We start from the raw sequence: 14,813 nt of genomic DNA, 5'->3' as shown, positions 1-14,813 counted from the left end.
GGGGGTTCGGGGGGTCGTCCCCCCCGTAGAAAGAAGGAACGGCTTGTGACAGCCGCCCGAAGGGCGTCAACCACAAGCCGTGACTGGTGTGGGGCGCCAGGGATTCGAACCCTGAACCTACGGATTAAAAGTCCGGAGCTCTGCCATTGAGCTAGCACCCCTTGCCAAGCAGGGTACAGCGATCGACTCATCGGAGCGAAGCAGTTCCCTGTGATCAGCCTACCGGCAGCCTCACCGATAAGCCGCCACCCCGGTCAGCGCCTCCCCGAGCACCAGCGTGTGAATCTCCTGGGTCCCCTCGTACGTCAGCACCGACTCCAGATTGTTCATGTGCCGGATGACCGGATACTCCAACGTCACCCCGTTGGCCCCCAGGATCGACCGAGCCTCCCGAGCCACATCAAGAGCCGCCCGCACGTTAGCGAGCTTCCCAAACGACACCTGCTGCGGCCGAAGAGCCCCAGCATCCTTAAGCCCCCCCAGATGCAGCGCAGTCAACCCGGCCTGCCCCAGAGCCACAGCCATCCACGCCAGTTTCGACTGCGTCAGCTGAAACCCCGCGATCGGCTTCCCGAACTGCACCCGCGTCTTCGAGTACTCAAGAGCAGCCTCGAAACAGGCCCGCCCCGCCCCCACAACCCCCCAAAGAATCCCAAATCGAGCCTCAGACAGACACGACAGCGGACCCTTCAGTCCAACAACGTCAAGCACAGCAGAAGCCGGCACCCGCACGTCATCGAAGTACAGCGACGAGGTGACCGAAGCCCGCAGGGAAAGCTTCCGATGGATCAAGGGAGCCGAGAACCCAGGAGAGGAAGTCGGCACGACGAACCCACGAATCCCCTCGTCGGTCTGCGCCCACACCACGGCCACGTCAGCCACCGACCCGTTGGTGATCCACATCTTCGACCCGTTGAGGATCCAGTCCCCAGAAGGGTCCTGCTTCGCGAAGGTCTTCATGTGAGCCGGATCAGACCCGTGATCAGGCTCGGTGAGCCCGAAACACCCGATGGCCTCCCCGGCAGCCATCCGAGGCAGCCACTCCTCCTTGGTCTCCAACGTCCCGTACTTCCAGATGGGAAACATCGCCAGCGACCCCTGAACCGACACGAAGGACCGCAACCCCGAGTCCCCCGCCTCCAGTTCCCGGCACGCCACCCCGTACGACACCGCGTCGAGCCCCGCGCACCCGTACCCGTCCAGATGCATCCCCAGCATCCCCAAAGACCCGAGAACGGGTCCCAGCTCACGGGCCGGAAAAGTCCCTTCCTCGAACCAGGTCGCCACGTCGGAGAGCACGTGGTCCCTGACGAACCCCTGAGCGGTGTCCCTGACCAGTCGCTGGTCGGCGGTCAGCCTGTCGTCGAGGTTGAGAAGGTCCATGCGTGCAGCGTATCCGGGCGGGGTCGGGGTAGGGCCAGGGGGAATCCCGATGTGCCATAGACGACAAAAGGGGCACGCTATGGACATGAACGAGATACAGCCCAGTGGCCACGTCAAACAGCTCCGCCGGACTCGTAACGGCCGGATCGTCGCCGGTGTCTGCTCCGGTGTCGGCCAGTACATCGGCATCGACGCCAACATCCTCAGGATCGTTCTCGCCGTCGCGTCGTTCTTCGGCGGCCTCGGCATCGGCGTCTACGCCGTCGCCTGGCTGCTGATCCCGAGCGAGGAGAAGGACGCCTCGATCGTCCAGGACCTCATCGACAAGAACAAGGACAACCCGACCTGGCTCGACGCCAAGGCCAAGGCGCAGGAAGGGTGGGCGAAGGCGACCAAGACCTACGGCAACGGTCACCAGACGCCGACCACTCCGGTCGACACCTACGCCGCCCACCCTTACGCCCAGACGAAGCAGCCGAACGACTGATCACGGGGTGTTGACCTTGTCGATGATCTCCGTTCGGGTTTCGGTCCACGCGATGGCCAGGATGGCCGCGGCACTCAGCCCGGCCACCCCGGCCAGCGCCACCACCGGTTCGGGGCCGAGGGCCTCCGCGAGGACGCCGCCGATGAGGATGCCGACACCCTGAGAGGCGAGCAGGCCTGACTGCACCAGGCCGAACGCCTGACCCCGTCGTTCGGGGGGCACACACTGGACGAAAGCGGCGTTGGCCGCCAGCTGGTATGCGCCTCCCACGCCGGACAGGACCCACAGCACCAAGACGACCTCCAACGGCGGGCGCATGGCGCACACGACCAGCGGAGCGCAGGTCAGCATGGCCATCCAGCCCATCGTCTTGAGACGGGTGCTGGGCGTGACGAACCTGCTGAACAGGAACGCTCCGAGCACCGTGCCGGTCGGCATGGCCGCCATGAGCAGACCGGTGATCACGGGCACCGGCAGACCGCCGTCGTCGAGTTCCGCCGCGTAGGGCACCGCGATGCCCTCGGGCAGCACGTAGAACCCGCACAGCCAGGCGAACAGCACGAGGGTGCGCAGGCGCCGGTCACCGAAGACCAGCCGCGCGCCCGCCGAGGTCATCGTCCACATCGACGGCTTGCCGCCGTCGGCCGACACCGTCGCCGACCTGCGGTGCACCCCGGCGACGATGATCAGTGCCGAGGCCAGGAACGTGGCGCAGTCGAGCGCCAGCGCCCGATAGGGGCCGAGCCCCGCGATGACGGCGCCGCCCGCCGCGAACCCGAGCATCTGGACGGCCTGGTTCGTCATGTTCTGGAGAGCGCTGCCGGCGACGTATTTGTCACCTTCGAGGATCTCCGGCAGCAGCGCCGCCCGCGCGGCCGAGAACGGCGCGCTGAGCAGGACCACCATGAAGACCAGCACGCACAGCGTCCAGAACGGCGTGCCGGGAATGGCCATGATCGCCACCAGCACGGCCCGCACGACGTCGCAGACGAGCATGACCCTGCGGCGCGGATAGCGGTCGGCGAGACCCGCGAGCAGGGGGCCGCCGAGGATCGGCGGCAGGTAGGTCAGGGCATAGACGGCCGCCGTGGCCAGCGCCGACTGGGTGCGATTGAAGACGAGCACCGCGAGGGCCACCTGCGCGAGCTGATCGCCGAGCAGGGACAACCCCTGACCGAGCCACAGCGCGCGGAACTCCTTGATCGCGATGACTTCGCCGTATGTCGCTTGGCGCTCCGCTGGTCGGCGGTGTTTCCCCGGCAGTTTTCCGGGCTTCGTGGCCGCCATTTCTCTCCGCTGAGCTCAGGCCATAGCTGACAGACTGTGTTCAGTATGTCACCTACAGTGCCTATCCCGCTCGCGATTCGCAACCCTGCGACTACCATCCGAGTTCGTGCAGGCGGTCGTCGTCGATCCCGAAGTGGTGGGCGATCTCGTGGACGACCGTGATCTGCACTTCTTCCACCACGTCAGCTTCGGTTTCACAGATTGCCAAGGTCGGATTTCGGTAGATCTCGATGCGGTCGGGAAGCACTCCTGAGTACCACTCGCCCCGCTCCGTGAGCGGAATGCCCGTGTAAAGACCGAGGAGGCCTTCTTCTGGCGGATCGTCCACGACCACCACCACGACGTTGTCCATGACTTTGGCCAGGTCGGGCGGGATCAGGTCGAGCGCCTCGGCCACGAGCTCTTCGAACTTGACTCTCGAGACGTCGATCACACGTCAAATCTACTTCCCCGTGGTTTTCGGGTAGACAGGAAGGAACGTGGATTTGCCGAAGTGGGGGGAATCCGTGATCCGGTTCCTGAAGGGCCGGTTCACAAGGGTTCTGACGATTGTCGCCGTCGCCCTGGCCGGAGCATGGCTGGGGCTTTTGTTTGGCGCGTCCGTACAGACCCCCATAGGCCCGGCCGACATCAACATGGCGCTGCGCCCCTCCTTCGACGGGGGCACGGTCGTCGACGTGCGTCCTCTGGGAACGCTCCGGTTCGACACCCATACGGGCCCGGTGCAGCTCAATCTGAGCATCGAGGCGGTCCATCCCGAGGCCGCCGAGGAGATCCTGCAGAACCCCCGATGGGCCGACCGGCTGCCCGAGACCATCGAGACCGACCTGATGGGCGGCCTGCAAGACCTGCTCATCAGAGCCGCGATCTGCGCGATCGTGGCCGGCTTCGTGGCCGGCCTGATCGTCTTCCGCGATTTCTTCAAGGGGTTGTGGACGGCACTCGGCTCGATCCTCGTGGTCGCCGCGCTGGCCGCCTCGGCCGCGACGAGCTTCAACGCCCAGGCGATCGCCGAGCCCCGCTACACGGGCCTGCTGACCGGTGTGCCGTCCCTGGTCGGCAACGCGCAGTCGATCGTCACCAAATTCTCCGAATACCGGGGCCAGCTGGCCAAACTCGTCACGAACATCAGCCGTCTGTACGAAGCCGGCTCGACCCTCCCCATCTACGATCCCGACCCCGACACGATCAGGGTCCTGCACATCTCCGACCTGCACATCAACCTCGCGGGCTGGAACGTGGTCCGATCGCTGATCGACCAGTTCAAGATCAACCTGGTCATCGACACCGGCGACATCAGCGACCACGGCACCAAGGCCGAGAACTTCATCGTCGACGAGATCGGCAAACTCGGGATCCCCTACGTGTTCGTGCGCGGCAACCACGACTCCATGACCACCCAGAAGGCGGTCGAGAAGCAGAAGAACGCGATCGTCCTCGACGACCGCGTGGCCACCGTCCAGGGCCTGCGCATCTACGGCATCGGCGACCCCCGCTTCACTCCCGACAAATCGGTCGAGCCAGAGGAGAACCCCGAGTCGCTCGCGGCTCTCGGCCGCGAGAAGGCCGCTGGGGTCTCTCCGCCCGAATGGCCGCGTTCGTCCTCGACCACGGCGCCCCAGCGCTCTCCCGTCGATCTGGTGGCCGTCCACGACCCGACCATCGGCCGGGCCTTCTACGGCTCCACCGCGCTGGTCCTGGCGGGGCACGTCCACGCGCGATCGACCGAGCTCTCGCCGACCGGAACCCGGCTGATGATCCAGGGCTCGACCGGCGGAGCGGGTCTGCGGGGCCTCGAACACGAGGATCCGACCCCTCTTCAAGCTTCTGTTCTGTACTTCAGCAAGGACACCCACAGGCTCCAGGCCTGGGACGACGTGACCGTCGGGGGGCTCGGAGAGCAACGGATCGATATCAGACGTGAAATCGAGGTCGATCCAGGTCGTACAATTTTCCCGGAGCCAGGGAACGTCCCGTCGCCGACGGGAACGATCACTGACACCCCGTCGCCGGTCGCTTTGGCACGGAGGGCAAACGTCCTCTATGCTTCAGAAGTCCCCGACGGAGCGCGGTAAGGACAGAGAGCAATCTCTGCGCCCCCATCGTCTAGCGGCCTAGGACACCGCCCTTTCAAGGCGGCGGCACGGGTTCGAATCCCGTTGGGGGCACGGAAGGGCCAGGAAAACGGCAGGTCGAAGACCTCCGAAGAACTGGTAAGCTACAAAAGCCGGAAAGCGAAAGCCGGAAGGCAAAGCAAGGTCCTGTAGAGCAGTTTGGAGTGCTCGCCACCCTGTCAAGGTGGAGGTCGCGGGTTCAAGTCCCGTCAGGACCGCTTGGGTCAGGTAGCTCAGTTGGTACGAGCGACCGCCTGAAAAGCGGTAGGTCGGCGGTTCGACCCCGCCCCTGACCACATCTCTTGCTCCAGCGAAAATCCCCGGACACATCACGTGCCGGGGCTTTTTTGTTTTCTCCGGAAAACGGCGAATAGCCCGCCAGGCGAAAACCCGGCGGGCCCTTCGGTCAGCTCACGCCCGGCTCGTTCGCGCCGAAGGTGTTGCACGACTTGGCGTCCCGCGACTCGAAGCCCCTCGTGAACCACGCCACCCGGTTGCGCGGCGATCCGTGGCTGCCGTTGACGCCGGCGCCGTCGTCGTCGACGGTCATCATGCGCTTCAGGTCGCGCAGATCCGAATCCGGGCGGCGCAGGGACTTCCACGTGCTGCCCATGAAGACCCCGGCCAGGCACTCCGACTGGAGCTCGATCCGGCGGGAACGCTCCAGCTCCTCGTCCTGGCCGGAGGTCGGGAGATTGACCTCCGCCCACAGGATCCCGGTCATGTGCTGAACGTGGTGGCCGTATTCGTGGGCGGCCAGCAGGAAGGTGGACAGGTCGTACGGCGTGGCCAGCAGGCGCTGGTCGAGCAGGACGTCGAAGCGGAGGTCGGCGGGGCAGTACTGGCCCTGGATGTTCTGCCGCCACGTCACCCCGCAGCGCATCTCGGGCCGGTTGAGGAACCCGACGCCCGCCGACGGCATCGGCACCCCGACCCGGCCCATGTGGGCCGACCACGCGGTGTTCAGGCAGTCGACGATCGACCGGACGTATTTCCTGGCCAGATCCCGGTTGCCGGGGGCGACGCGCTTCTCGGGGCAGTCGATCTGGTCCATCTGCCCGGCCCGGTAGAGCAGGTTGCCGGTCAGGACGGGGTCGTCGACGGGGTAGGCCGTGCCGCCCAGGAGCAGGAGGGAGACGAGGAGAGCGCGCATCTATGCCACCTTGCTTGACTCGGAGATCCAGGTGTTGCACGACTTCGGGTCGCGGGACTCGAACCCCTTCCGGAACCACGCGACCCGGTTCTTGCCCTTGCCGTGGTCGTGGGCCTTGAAGTCCTCGTCGCCGCTGCTCCGGAACACGTCCAGGAGGTCGTTCACATCGCTTTTCGGCCGGTCGAGTGAGGAGAAGGCGCTGCCGGTGAACACCCCCGACAGGCATTCGGCCTGGAGTTCGCTGCGGCGGGTCTGTTCCTGGGTCTCGCGGTCGCCGACGCTCGGATGCCGCTGGAAGGCGTAGTTGAGGCCCGTGACGTTCTGCACGTGGTGGGCGTATTCGTGGGCGGCGAGCTGGAACATGAAGAGGTCGTAGGGGAATTCGAGCAGATTCCGGTCGAGCAGGATCACGTAGCGGAATTCGTCGGGGCAGTAGACCCCGGCGATGTTCTTCTCCCACTTGTCGCCGCACTGGGTCCGCGGGCGGTCGATGAAGCCGAGGCTCGCGTTCACCAGCGGCAGGCCCACCTTCTTCAGCTGGGCCCGCCACGCCCGGTGGAGGCAGCCGTGCACCGACTCGAAGTACTTCCTCGCCTGTGGCCGGTTCATCGACGCGACCGGCTTCTCGGGGCACGTGATCGTGGCCATCCTGCCGGTCCGGTAGAGCGGGTTGTCGGTGAGGACCTCGTCGTGGATCGGGTAGGTCGTGCCGAGGGTCAGCGCGAGCGCCAGGTGGAGTAACACTCAGGCGACCTTCGCGGGGTTGGCGGTCCAGGTGTTGCACGCCCCCGGCCTGCGGGTCGCGAAGCCGTCGTCGAGCCATCTCAGGACGTTCTTGCCCTTGCCGTGGGTGCGGCTGTGGCCGGTGCCGTCGAGTTCCCGCAGGTACTGCCAGTCGGCGTCGCTGCGGCCGAGGGTCGGCCAGACCGCGCCGAAGAACACGCCGGCCAGGCATTCGGCCTGGAGTTCGTTGCGGCGGATCTGCTGGTAGAGCTCGGCCTTCGAGTGGTAGGGGTGCGTGCGGTACGCGTCGGCCATGCCCGTGAGGTTCTGGAGGTGGTGGCCGAACTCGTGGGCGATCACCAGATAGAGGTAGAGGTTGGAGGAGTCGGCGACCGCGCTCTTGTCGAGCAGCACCATGAAGCGGCGCTCCGAGTCGCAGTAGCGCCCGGCGGCGTCGCCCCACTTGCGGCCGCAGAACGCCTTCGGCTTGGTCTGGAAGTTGACCTTGACGGGCGAGAAGGGCAGCCCGTTCTTGCGGAAGTGCGCGCCCCACGACTCGTTGAGGCAGTTCGTCACCGCGATCGCGTAGCGGCGGGCCGAGGCCGCGTCGCCGTCGCGTAACGGCGGCTCCGGGCAGTCGGCCGGTGCGAGCTGGCCCGTCCGGTAGAGCGCGTGCTTGGTGAGCACGCGGTCGTCGATCGGGTAGGCCTTCGCGGGGGCCGCGCCCATGACCAGCAGCAAGGCGAGCGCGGTGACGAATGGGGTTAAACGCACACAGGCGATCCTAGGCGGGTGACACGTTCTCTTTGAGGTGGAATATGCGCCCGGGATCCCTTTTGCCGATCACTCCTTGATCGCTGTGATCAGCTCGACCGGTCCGTCGAGCACGGACGTGCAGGTGAAGCCCGTTTCTTCGAGGAGCCGCTCATAGTGGCCGATGGGGTGGAGGCGGCTGACGCAGGCGTCGACGCCCATGAGGAAGTGGGACCAGAAGAACTGCGCGGCCAGCCGTTCGGGGGTCCGGAACTCCTCGGAGATCACGATCCGGCCGCCCGGCGGCAGCGCGTCGTGGGCCTTCTCCAGCAGCAGCCGGGCCGTCGGAACCGGCCAGTCGTGCAGGACCCGGACGAACGACATCACGTCGTAGCCGCCCGGGAGGGCCTCGGCCAGGAAGTCTCCCGGGACGAACCCGAGCCGTTCCCCGGTCTGCACGACCTCGGCCGCCTCGGGCAGGTTGTAGACGTCGGCCCGCAGCTCGGGCGACCGCTCGACCAGCGCGGCCGCCAGGGTGCCGTCGCCGCCGCCGACGTCGAGCAGGCGCCCCTCGAACAGGTGGACGTGGGCCAGGAAGGTCTCGACGAACGGCCCCAGCCCGGCCGCCATGCTCTTCTCGAAGCCCGGCAGCTGCTCGGCCGTCGGCGGCCAGGCGAACAGTTCCCCGGGGATCGAGGTCTCCCCGCGCAGCACCGCGGGAAGCCCGCCCGGGAGCGGGGGATAGGTGTCGCGGTCGGCCTCCCGGGCCAGGACGTCGCGGGCGGTCTCCTGGGCGCCGGGCACCGAGACGTACACGCTGCGGGTGTAGTTGTCGCAGGCGGCGAGGCAGCGTACGAGACCGAGGGTTTCGAGACAGTCGAGGAGTTTGTAGAGGCGGTCGGGCACGACGCCCAGCCATGCACCGACGTCGGAGACCGTGCTCGGTTCGGCCAGCGCGTCGAAGACGCCCATGTCGAGCGAGGTGCGCACGACGTCGATCGCCTTCTGGCCGTTGGCCAGCAGATGGAGGAGGGATCGGGGGTTCACAGCAGTTTCCGCTCGATGTCGACCGCGTCCATGAAGGCGTCGACCTCCGCGAGCGTGGTGTAGAAGTGCGGGGCGACCCGCAGGGCGCCGCGGCGGCTGCAGATGACGCCACGGCGCTGGAGCGCCTGGTGCACCCGGTCGTCGCCGGGGAACCTGAGCGCCACGATGCCGCCGCGCCTGCTCTCCTCCAGCGGGGTGAGCACCTCCATGCCGTCGGCGAGCGCCCGCTGGATGATGCGGTCGGTGCAGGTCAGCGAGTGACGGCGGATGTCGTCGATGCCGACCTTCGCCAGGAGGTCGAGCCCGACCCGGGAGATCATCGGCCCGAGCGCCAGTGGGGTGCCGCCGGACATCCGCCGGGCGTCGGGGGCGAACCCGCTGGTCGGCTGGAAGCTGATCGGGTCGTCGCCCGCGAGCCAGCCGGTGGCGGCCGGCTCCAGCGTGCCGAGCAGGTCGGGACGGACGTACAGGAACGCGGTCGACGCCCCGCACATCCACTTGTGCGCGCCGCCGAGCAGGAAGTCGACGCCGAGCGCGGTGACGTCGATGGGCACGGCGCCCACCGTCTGGTAGGCGTCGACGATCACCACCGCCCCCACCTGGTGGGCCCGGTCGATGATCGCCTCGAGATCGGCCAGTTCGCCGGTCAGGTAGGCGCCGTGGGTGACCGACACGCAGACGGTCTTCTCGTCGATCGCGTCGACGATCCCCGCCAGCGGGACGAACTCCACCACGGCTCCGTAGCGGGCGAAACCCCGCCACACGAACGGCACCGTCGGGAACTCCAGGTTGCTGGCGACGACCTTGTGGCGTTCGTCGTCGAAGTCGAGGCTGCTGGCGATCCGGGCCAGCAGCGTGCTGAGGTTGAGATCAGTGACGACCGTGCCCTCCGGCGCGTTCAGGAACGCTCCAACGGCGTCGGCGTATGCGGTGATCTGGGCGAGCCAGCCGTCCCAGACCTCGTCGCGCCAGGACACCAGGGTCTGCCAGTAGTTCCGCAGCACCCGCTCGGCGCCCCGGGGGATCGCCCCGGTGGAGTTGCTGTTCAGGTAGAGACAGGTCTCCAGCAGCGGGAACTCCGCGCGGACGTCGTTCATCGGGCCGCCCCCGGCGTGTGGCCCGCACCGCGCTCCCACGAGCCGGTCATGCGTTCGCGCAGCTTCCACAGCTGCCGGAACAGCGGCTGGGTCATCCGGCCGGGCAGCACCTGGGTCGGCACCCCGTCGAGGGCGGCGGTGCCCCGGCTCACCCCGATGGTCCGCCGGACCAGCATGAAGTGGGTGAACAGCCAGGTCTGGTAGGCCTCGTCGACGTCGACCAGCGCCTCGCCGACGCGCTTGAGGTCGGGATGCTCCCAGATCTCGTCGAGCGTGACGCCCCGCCGCTCGATCAGGCCGTCGAGGCTCGCCGAGACGACCCCGGCGGCGATCCTGACCCGGTTGTAGCCCGGCGACTCCTGTCCGCTGCCGTTCCCCAGATGGCGGCGGATGGTCTGGTAGGTGTCGGGAGTGAGGGTCTCCAGGACCCTCAGTTCTCCCGACAGGCAGCCCCCGATGCGGACGATCCGGTCGAGCCTGGCGCTGGCCTCCCATAACCGGTCGCCGTCGAGGTCACCGACGAGCTCGGTGAGCTCGTGGGTGATCAGCTTGAGCCACATCTCCTGCACCTGGTGCACGATCTGGAACATCAGCTCGTCGGAGCAGACGAGCTCCTCGTGGGGTGACTGGAGCTGGAAGAGCCGTGAGGTGTTGAGGTAGCGCTCATAGTCGAGCGCGCCCTCGCCGACCATCGTCTTGAGCACGGGATTGAAGACCGGACCTGAGACCTCGCGTCTCAGTTTCGACTGCGCGTTCATTTTGCCCCCGTCGATTGGACGTGTCTGACGACGTCATCATCGTGCGGGCGCCGCGCCGCCAAGGCGCGATCCACTCATGTGCGAGATGGCGGGAGTAATGGTTATGACTCGCAGATGAACTTCGCCACCTCCTGGGGATGGCTGAGCATGGGCATGTGCCCGGCCGGGACCTCACCCGTGACGACGCCGGGAAGGCGCTCGGCGACCACGCGGCGCATGAAGTCGAGGGGGAAGAAGCGGTCTTCGGTGCAGTAGAGGAACCGGCTCGGCACGTCGGGCAGGGCGTCGAGCGGCCAGGGCTCGGTCATCGGGCCGCCCGACTGGTCGCGGACGGAGGCCTGGCCGATCGCGATGCCCTCGGGGTCGACGCCGTTGTAGAAGGTGGCGATCTCGTCGCTCATGTCGAGGCCGAGCGAGGTGTAGCCGGTGGCCTCCCACCACTCGCCGCCCATCTCGCCGGGCTTGGGGATCATCGCGGTGAGGTAGACGATCTCGCGGACGGGGACCCGGGCGGCGATCAGGGGAGCGGTCAGGCCGCCCAGCGAGTGGGCCACCAGCGTGACGTCTTCGCGCTCGTTGATCGCCTCGACGGCGAGGTCGGCGTAGGTGCTCAGGTTCGCCGACTCGTCGCCGGTGGGGAGGTCGAGGGCGATCACTCCACCGTCGAGCAGGGGGCCCAGCCGGCTCCAGTAGTAGGGGCCGGAACCGCCGCCGGGAATTAGAACGTAAGTACGCATGTCCCTAGCCTAGGCTGAGACGCATGCTCTCGCGGCGTGCTTTCGTGACCGGGGCGCTGCTGGCGGCGTCCGGCCGGTCCGACGACGTGTGGGCCACTCTGGAGCGCAACTGGGTGTCGGTCTCGTCCAGGGGGAAGCCGCTGTCGCCCGAGCACGCCCTGGCGCGTGAGTTCCGGCAGACCGGTGATCCGGCGCTCGCGAAGAAGATCCGCGAGGCCGTCGACCGGGCGGTGCGCGAGGTCTACCACGCCGGGGCGATCAAGGCCGGGAACTGGTGGAACTGGGAGATCGGGCTGCCCAAGCGGCTGCTCGACGTCGCGATCCTGGCAGGTCACCGCAGCGATGACCTGATCGCGGCGGTCGACCACTTCGTCCGGCCGTGGCGGCTGCAGTTCTACTCGGGCACCAGCACCGGCGCCAACCGCACCGACCTGTGCCTGGTCACGCTGCTCAACGGCATCCTGTCGCAGGACCGCCGCAAGATCGCGCGGGCCGCCGAGGCGCTCTCACCCGTCTTCCGTTACGTCACCGAAGGCGACGGCCTCTACCGTGACGGCAGCTTCATCCAGCATTCGACCGTCCCCTACCAGGGCACCTACGGCGTCTCGATGCTCCACGGCATCGGCACCATCCTGAAGACGCTGAAAGGCACCCCCTGGGAGATCACCGACCCCGACCTCCGCAACGTCTTCGACAGCGTCGAGCGCTCCTTCCTGCCCTTCCTCCACGAGGGCCGGATGATGGACCTGGTCAGCGGCCGGGCGATCTCCCGCAAACCCGGCGGCGACCTGCGCAGAGGTGCGGCCTTCGCCGACGCGATCGACCTGCTCGGCGTCCCGGCCCGCCCTCAGCCGATGGGCCACCGGCTCATGCGGGCGAGCGCCCGCGCCGTCCACCGGCGGCCGGGCTGGGTGGCCGCGCTGAGCATGGCCTCCCACCGCGTCGCCCACTACGAACACGGCAACGACGAGAACCTGCGTGGCTGGCACACCGGCTCCGGGATGCTCTATTGGTGGGGCGAGGGCCACGGCACCCACTACTCGGGCGACTTCTGGCACACCGCCGACCCCTACCGGCTCCCCGGCACGACCGTCTCGACCCGGCGCCTCCCCGACGGCGCGGGCGGCGCCTGGGGTGAGAACTGCCCGCCCGCGAGGTGGGTCGGCGGCGCCTCCGACGGCACCTACGCCACCGTCGGCCAGCACCTCTTCGGCCTGGAGAGCACTCTTGAGGCCCGCAAGTCGTGGGTCTTCCTCGACGACATGGTGGTCTGCCTGGGCGCGGGCATCACCTGCCGCGACGGCGTGCCGGTCGAGACGATCGTCGACGCCCGCCGCACCCGGGGCCGGCTCACCATGGGAGACGGCTGGGCCCACCTGGAGGGCCACGGCGGCTACGTCTTCGACGGCGAACTGCACGTCGACCAGGGCGAGTACACCACCCTGTGGCTCGACCACGGCACCGACCCGACCGGCGCGGGCTACTTCTACCTGCTCCTCCCCAACGCCGACCAGGCCACCACCGAGGCGGCCCGAGCCCGCGTGACCGTCGTGGCCAACACCGCCGACCACCAGGCGATCACCACGGACGGCCTGACCGCCGTGAACTTCTGGCGCCCCGGCACCGCCGCGGGCATCACGGTCAGCGAACCCTCGGCCGTCCTCTACCGGCCGGGCCACTCCCTGGTCGCCGAGCCACAAATTCTCTGAACCGGATGTCGAATCCGCGTCCGCCCGATCGACGCGTGAGAGAAAGACCCACCAGACAGGAGAATCCGGATGCTGCACGACAAGAACGCGATCATCTACGGCGCCGGCGGCATGATCGGTTCGGCGGTGGCCGAGGAGTTCGCCCGCCAGGGCGCCCGGGTGTTCCTCACCGGCCGCACCCGTGAACCTCTCGAAGCCGCCGCCAAGATGATCGGCGACCGCGCCGAGATCGCCGTGGTCGACGCCTTCGACGAGGCGGCCGTCGACGCCCACGCCGCCGACGTGGCCGCGCGGGGCGGCATCGACATCTCGCTCAACCTGGTGCCGCGAGGCGACGTGCAGGGCACGCCGCTGATCGACATGTCCGTCGACGACCTGCTCAGGCCGGTCGACAACGGCCTGCGCACCACCTTCATCACCGCACGCGCGGCCGCCCGCCACATGACGAAGCGGAAGCGCGGGGTGATCCTCACCCTCGACAGCGGCAGCGGTTCGGGGGTGAACAGCCCGATGATGGGCGGCACCGGCCCGGCCGACGCCGCGATCGACACCTTCGTCCGCAACCTGGCCTTCGAGATCGGGCCCGACGGCGTGCGGGTGCTGGGCGTCTGGGTGGCCGGCATCCCCGAGACGTTCACCCCCGAGAAGCTGGCCGCCGTCAACCCCGGCATGGTGATGGACGGCCTGCTCGAAGGGCTGGCCCAGATGCGGATGCTGAAGCGATCGCCGAGGCTCGCCGAGGTCGCCTCGACGATCGCGTTCCTGGCCTCCGACCACGCGGCCGGGATCACCGCGTCGTTCGTGAACGTGACCGGAGGGATCTTCCCGAGCTAACGCACCTTCCTGGGCTTGCCCAGCTGTTTGATGGTCTTCGGGTCGGCCCCCTTGGGCAGGTCGGCCACGGTGATGGGCCCCTTCCCGTGGTCGACCTTCATGTTGGGGACGCAGAGACTGGTGGTCAGGCGCCCCTCCCACTTGGCGGCGAACACCAGGTAGCGGACACCGCGGGAGAAATGCGTGCCACAGGCCGCCGACTGCGTGTGCGTGCTCACCGTGACGGTGGCCTTCGGCTTTCCCTTGTACGCATGGTCGGCCCGGAAGGTGTACACCACCGGCTTCACCGGGTCCCAACGATTCTTCGGCCGCTTCACCGCCTTGACCGTGCCGGTGAACACGACGGTCGAGTGCTTCAGGTAATAGGGAACCTCCGGAGGCACGCAGCTACAGGCGTACGAGGGGGTCGACCCGAGCACCAGGGTGCCCGAGACGAGTGCGAGAACGATCAGGATTCGACGCCACATGCCCCTGAAACGGGCCGCAAAGTCGAACGGTTCGGACGAAAAACCACTACGCTTGGCCACCAGTGAATCCGCCGTGTGTCCGCGGGCCTTTTCTCATGTCAATGGGGTGGCTACGTGTCCGGGCGCGGCGTTGAGTCCTTGCTCCCAAGAGTGGTGCGTGGTGTCCCGATGTCTGAGGACACGAATAGACGCGTGCCCTCAGGGCAGGTGAGATGACCACGAAGCTACCTCTCCACGACCGCGCCGGCGCACAGGTGAGGTTCA

The 14,813-nt window shown here is 67.7% G+C and carries 15 protein-coding genes and 4 tRNA genes; 7 read left to right on the top strand and 12 right to left on the bottom strand.

The annotated features are described in order from the left end of the window. Positions 1 to 89 precede the first annotated feature (89 nt). Both ACYQ78_RS34365 and ACYQ78_RS34360 read right to left on the bottom strand, forming a co-directional pair. Positions 90 to 161: transfer RNA gene (locus ACYQ78_RS34365), tRNA-Lys, on the bottom strand. A 70-nt stretch (positions 162 to 231) separates the two neighbouring features. Beyond that, positions 232 to 1,383, bottom strand: a complete 1,152-nt coding sequence (locus ACYQ78_RS34360) for an acyl-CoA dehydrogenase family protein (RefSeq protein ID WP_459805134.1) — start codon at positions 1,381 to 1,383, stop codon at positions 232 to 234. Positions 1,384 to 1,468: 85 nt separating this feature from the next. Between ACYQ78_RS34360 and ACYQ78_RS34355 the strand changes: the two genes are divergently transcribed. Next, positions 1,469 to 1,870, top strand: coding sequence for a PspC domain-containing protein (locus tag ACYQ78_RS34355; RefSeq protein ID WP_459805133.1), 402 nt, complete (start codon positions 1,469 to 1,471; stop codon positions 1,868 to 1,870). Here ACYQ78_RS34355 and ACYQ78_RS34350 read toward each other — a convergent pair whose 3' ends face one another. Further along, positions 1,871 to 3,157: an MFS transporter gene (locus ACYQ78_RS34350; protein WP_459805132.1), complete on the bottom strand. Its 1,287-nt coding sequence runs from the start codon at positions 3,155 to 3,157 to the stop codon at positions 1,871 to 1,873. 91 nt (positions 3,158 to 3,248) lie between these two features. Next, positions 3,249 to 3,590: a metallopeptidase family protein gene (locus ACYQ78_RS34345; protein ID WP_459805131.1), complete on the bottom strand. Its 342-nt coding sequence runs from the start codon at positions 3,588 to 3,590 to the stop codon at positions 3,249 to 3,251. A gap of 73 nt (positions 3,591 to 3,663) precedes the next feature. Between ACYQ78_RS34345 and ACYQ78_RS34340 the strand changes: the two genes are divergently transcribed. From ACYQ78_RS34340 to ACYQ78_RS34325, 4 genes are all read left to right on the top strand, one after another. Next, the gene (locus tag ACYQ78_RS34340; protein WP_459805130.1) at positions 3,664 to 5,232 is read left to right on the top strand and encodes a metallophosphoesterase family protein; all 1,569 of its coding nucleotides are present in this window, start codon (positions 3,664 to 3,666) and stop codon (positions 5,230 to 5,232) included. A 20-nt stretch (positions 5,233 to 5,252) separates the two neighbouring features. Continuing rightward, positions 5,253 to 5,325, top strand: a tRNA-Glu gene (locus tag ACYQ78_RS34335). 89 nt (positions 5,326 to 5,414) lie between these two features. Further along, positions 5,415 to 5,489 (top strand) — tRNA-Asp (locus ACYQ78_RS34330). 4 nt (positions 5,490 to 5,493) lie between these two features. Beyond that, positions 5,494 to 5,567 (top strand) — tRNA-Phe (locus tag ACYQ78_RS34325). A gap of 110 nt (positions 5,568 to 5,677) precedes the next feature. On the opposite strand, the gene ACYQ78_RS34320 is transcribed toward ACYQ78_RS34325, so the two are convergent. From ACYQ78_RS34320 to ACYQ78_RS34290, 7 genes are all read right to left on the bottom strand, one after another. Next, positions 5,678 to 6,424 (bottom strand): neutral zinc metallopeptidase, encoded by a 747-nt coding sequence (locus ACYQ78_RS34320; RefSeq protein WP_459805129.1) that lies wholly within the window; start codon positions 6,422 to 6,424, stop codon positions 5,678 to 5,680. Continuing rightward, a complete protein-coding gene (locus tag ACYQ78_RS34315) occupies positions 6,425 to 7,168 on the bottom strand; it encodes a neutral zinc metallopeptidase (RefSeq protein ID WP_459805128.1) in 744 nt (247 codons plus the stop codon). Next, positions 7,169 to 7,921, bottom strand: coding sequence for a neutral zinc metallopeptidase (locus tag ACYQ78_RS34310; RefSeq protein ID WP_459805127.1), 753 nt, complete (start codon positions 7,919 to 7,921; stop codon positions 7,169 to 7,171). It lies immediately after the preceding gene. Positions 7,922 to 7,990: 69 nt separating this feature from the next. Then, positions 7,991 to 8,947, bottom strand: coding sequence for a methyltransferase (locus tag ACYQ78_RS34305; RefSeq protein ID WP_459805126.1), 957 nt, complete (start codon positions 8,945 to 8,947; stop codon positions 7,991 to 7,993). After that, entirely contained in the window at positions 8,944 to 10,044 is a 1,101-nt protein-coding gene (locus ACYQ78_RS34300; protein WP_459805125.1) for an aminotransferase class V-fold PLP-dependent enzyme, read from the bottom strand. Before ACYQ78_RS34300 ends, ACYQ78_RS34305 begins: the two co-directional genes overlap by 4 nt. Beyond that, a complete protein-coding gene (locus ACYQ78_RS34295; protein ID WP_459805124.1) occupies positions 10,041 to 10,802 on the bottom strand; it encodes a tryptophan 2,3-dioxygenase family protein in 762 nt (253 codons plus the stop codon). The genes ACYQ78_RS34300 and ACYQ78_RS34295 overlap by 4 nt, the downstream gene beginning before the upstream one ends. 101 nt (positions 10,803 to 10,903) lie before the next feature. Beyond that, entirely contained in the window at positions 10,904 to 11,539 is a 636-nt protein-coding gene (locus tag ACYQ78_RS34290) for an alpha/beta fold hydrolase (RefSeq protein WP_459805123.1), read from the bottom strand. A gap of 23 nt (positions 11,540 to 11,562) precedes the next feature. Here ACYQ78_RS34290 and ACYQ78_RS34285 point away from each other — a divergent pair, with 23 nt between their 5' ends. Together ACYQ78_RS34285 and ACYQ78_RS34280 are read left to right on the top strand one after the other, a co-directional pair. Then, positions 11,563 to 13,248: a polysaccharide lyase 8 family protein gene (locus ACYQ78_RS34285; RefSeq protein WP_459805122.1), complete on the top strand. Its 1,686-nt coding sequence runs from the start codon at positions 11,563 to 11,565 to the stop codon at positions 13,246 to 13,248. 69 nt (positions 13,249 to 13,317) lie between these two features. Beyond that, entirely contained in the window at positions 13,318 to 14,082 is a 765-nt protein-coding gene (locus ACYQ78_RS34280) for an SDR family NAD(P)-dependent oxidoreductase (RefSeq protein ID WP_459805121.1), read from the top strand. On the opposite strand, the gene ACYQ78_RS34275 is transcribed toward ACYQ78_RS34280, so the two are convergent. Then, entirely contained in the window at positions 14,079 to 14,549 is a 471-nt protein-coding gene (locus ACYQ78_RS34275; protein WP_459805120.1) for a hypothetical protein, read from the bottom strand. The two genes, ACYQ78_RS34280 and ACYQ78_RS34275, sit on opposite strands and share 4 nt — an antisense overlap. Positions 14,550 to 14,813 lie beyond the last annotated feature (264 nt).

This window comes from Herbidospora sp. RD11066, from assembly GCF_054661255.1.
Note: the sequence above shows the minus strand (reverse complement) of the source record. Positions and strands in the feature narration are given on the sequence as shown.

What these genes read in the sequence shown, in the direction of transcription:
- ACYQ78_RS34360 (WP_459805134.1), bottom strand. Translation starts at nt 1,383, where the DNA reads ATGGACCTTCTCAACCTCGACGACAGGCTGACCGCCGACCAGCGACTG.
- ACYQ78_RS34355 (WP_459805133.1), top strand. Translation starts at nt 1,469, where the DNA reads ATGAACGAGATACAGCCCAGTGGCCACGTCAAACAGCTCCGCCGGACT.
- ACYQ78_RS34350 (WP_459805132.1), bottom strand. Translation starts at nt 3,157, where the DNA reads ATGGCGGCCACGAAGCCCGGAAAACTGCCGGGGAAACACCGCCGACCA.
- ACYQ78_RS34320 (WP_459805129.1), bottom strand. Translation starts at nt 6,424, where the DNA reads ATGCGCGCTCTCCTCGTCTCCCTCCTGCTCCTGGGCGGCACGGCCTAC.
- ACYQ78_RS34300 (WP_459805125.1), bottom strand. Translation starts at nt 10,044, where the DNA reads ATGAACGACGTCCGCGCGGAGTTCCCGCTGCTGGAGACCTGTCTCTAC.
- ACYQ78_RS34295 (WP_459805124.1), bottom strand. Translation starts at nt 10,802, where the DNA reads ATGAACGCGCAGTCGAAACTGAGACGCGAGGTCTCAGGTCCGGTCTTC.
- ACYQ78_RS34290 (WP_459805123.1), bottom strand. Translation starts at nt 11,539, where the DNA reads ATGCGTACTTACGTTCTAATTCCCGGCGGCGGTTCCGGCCCCTACTAC.
- ACYQ78_RS34285 (WP_459805122.1), top strand. Translation starts at nt 11,563, where the DNA reads ATGCTCTCGCGGCGTGCTTTCGTGACCGGGGCGCTGCTGGCGGCGTCC.
- ACYQ78_RS34280 (WP_459805121.1), top strand. Translation starts at nt 13,318, where the DNA reads ATGCTGCACGACAAGAACGCGATCATCTACGGCGCCGGCGGCATGATC.
- ACYQ78_RS34275 (WP_459805120.1), bottom strand. Translation starts at nt 14,549, where the DNA reads ATGTGGCGTCGAATCCTGATCGTTCTCGCACTCGTCTCGGGCACCCTG.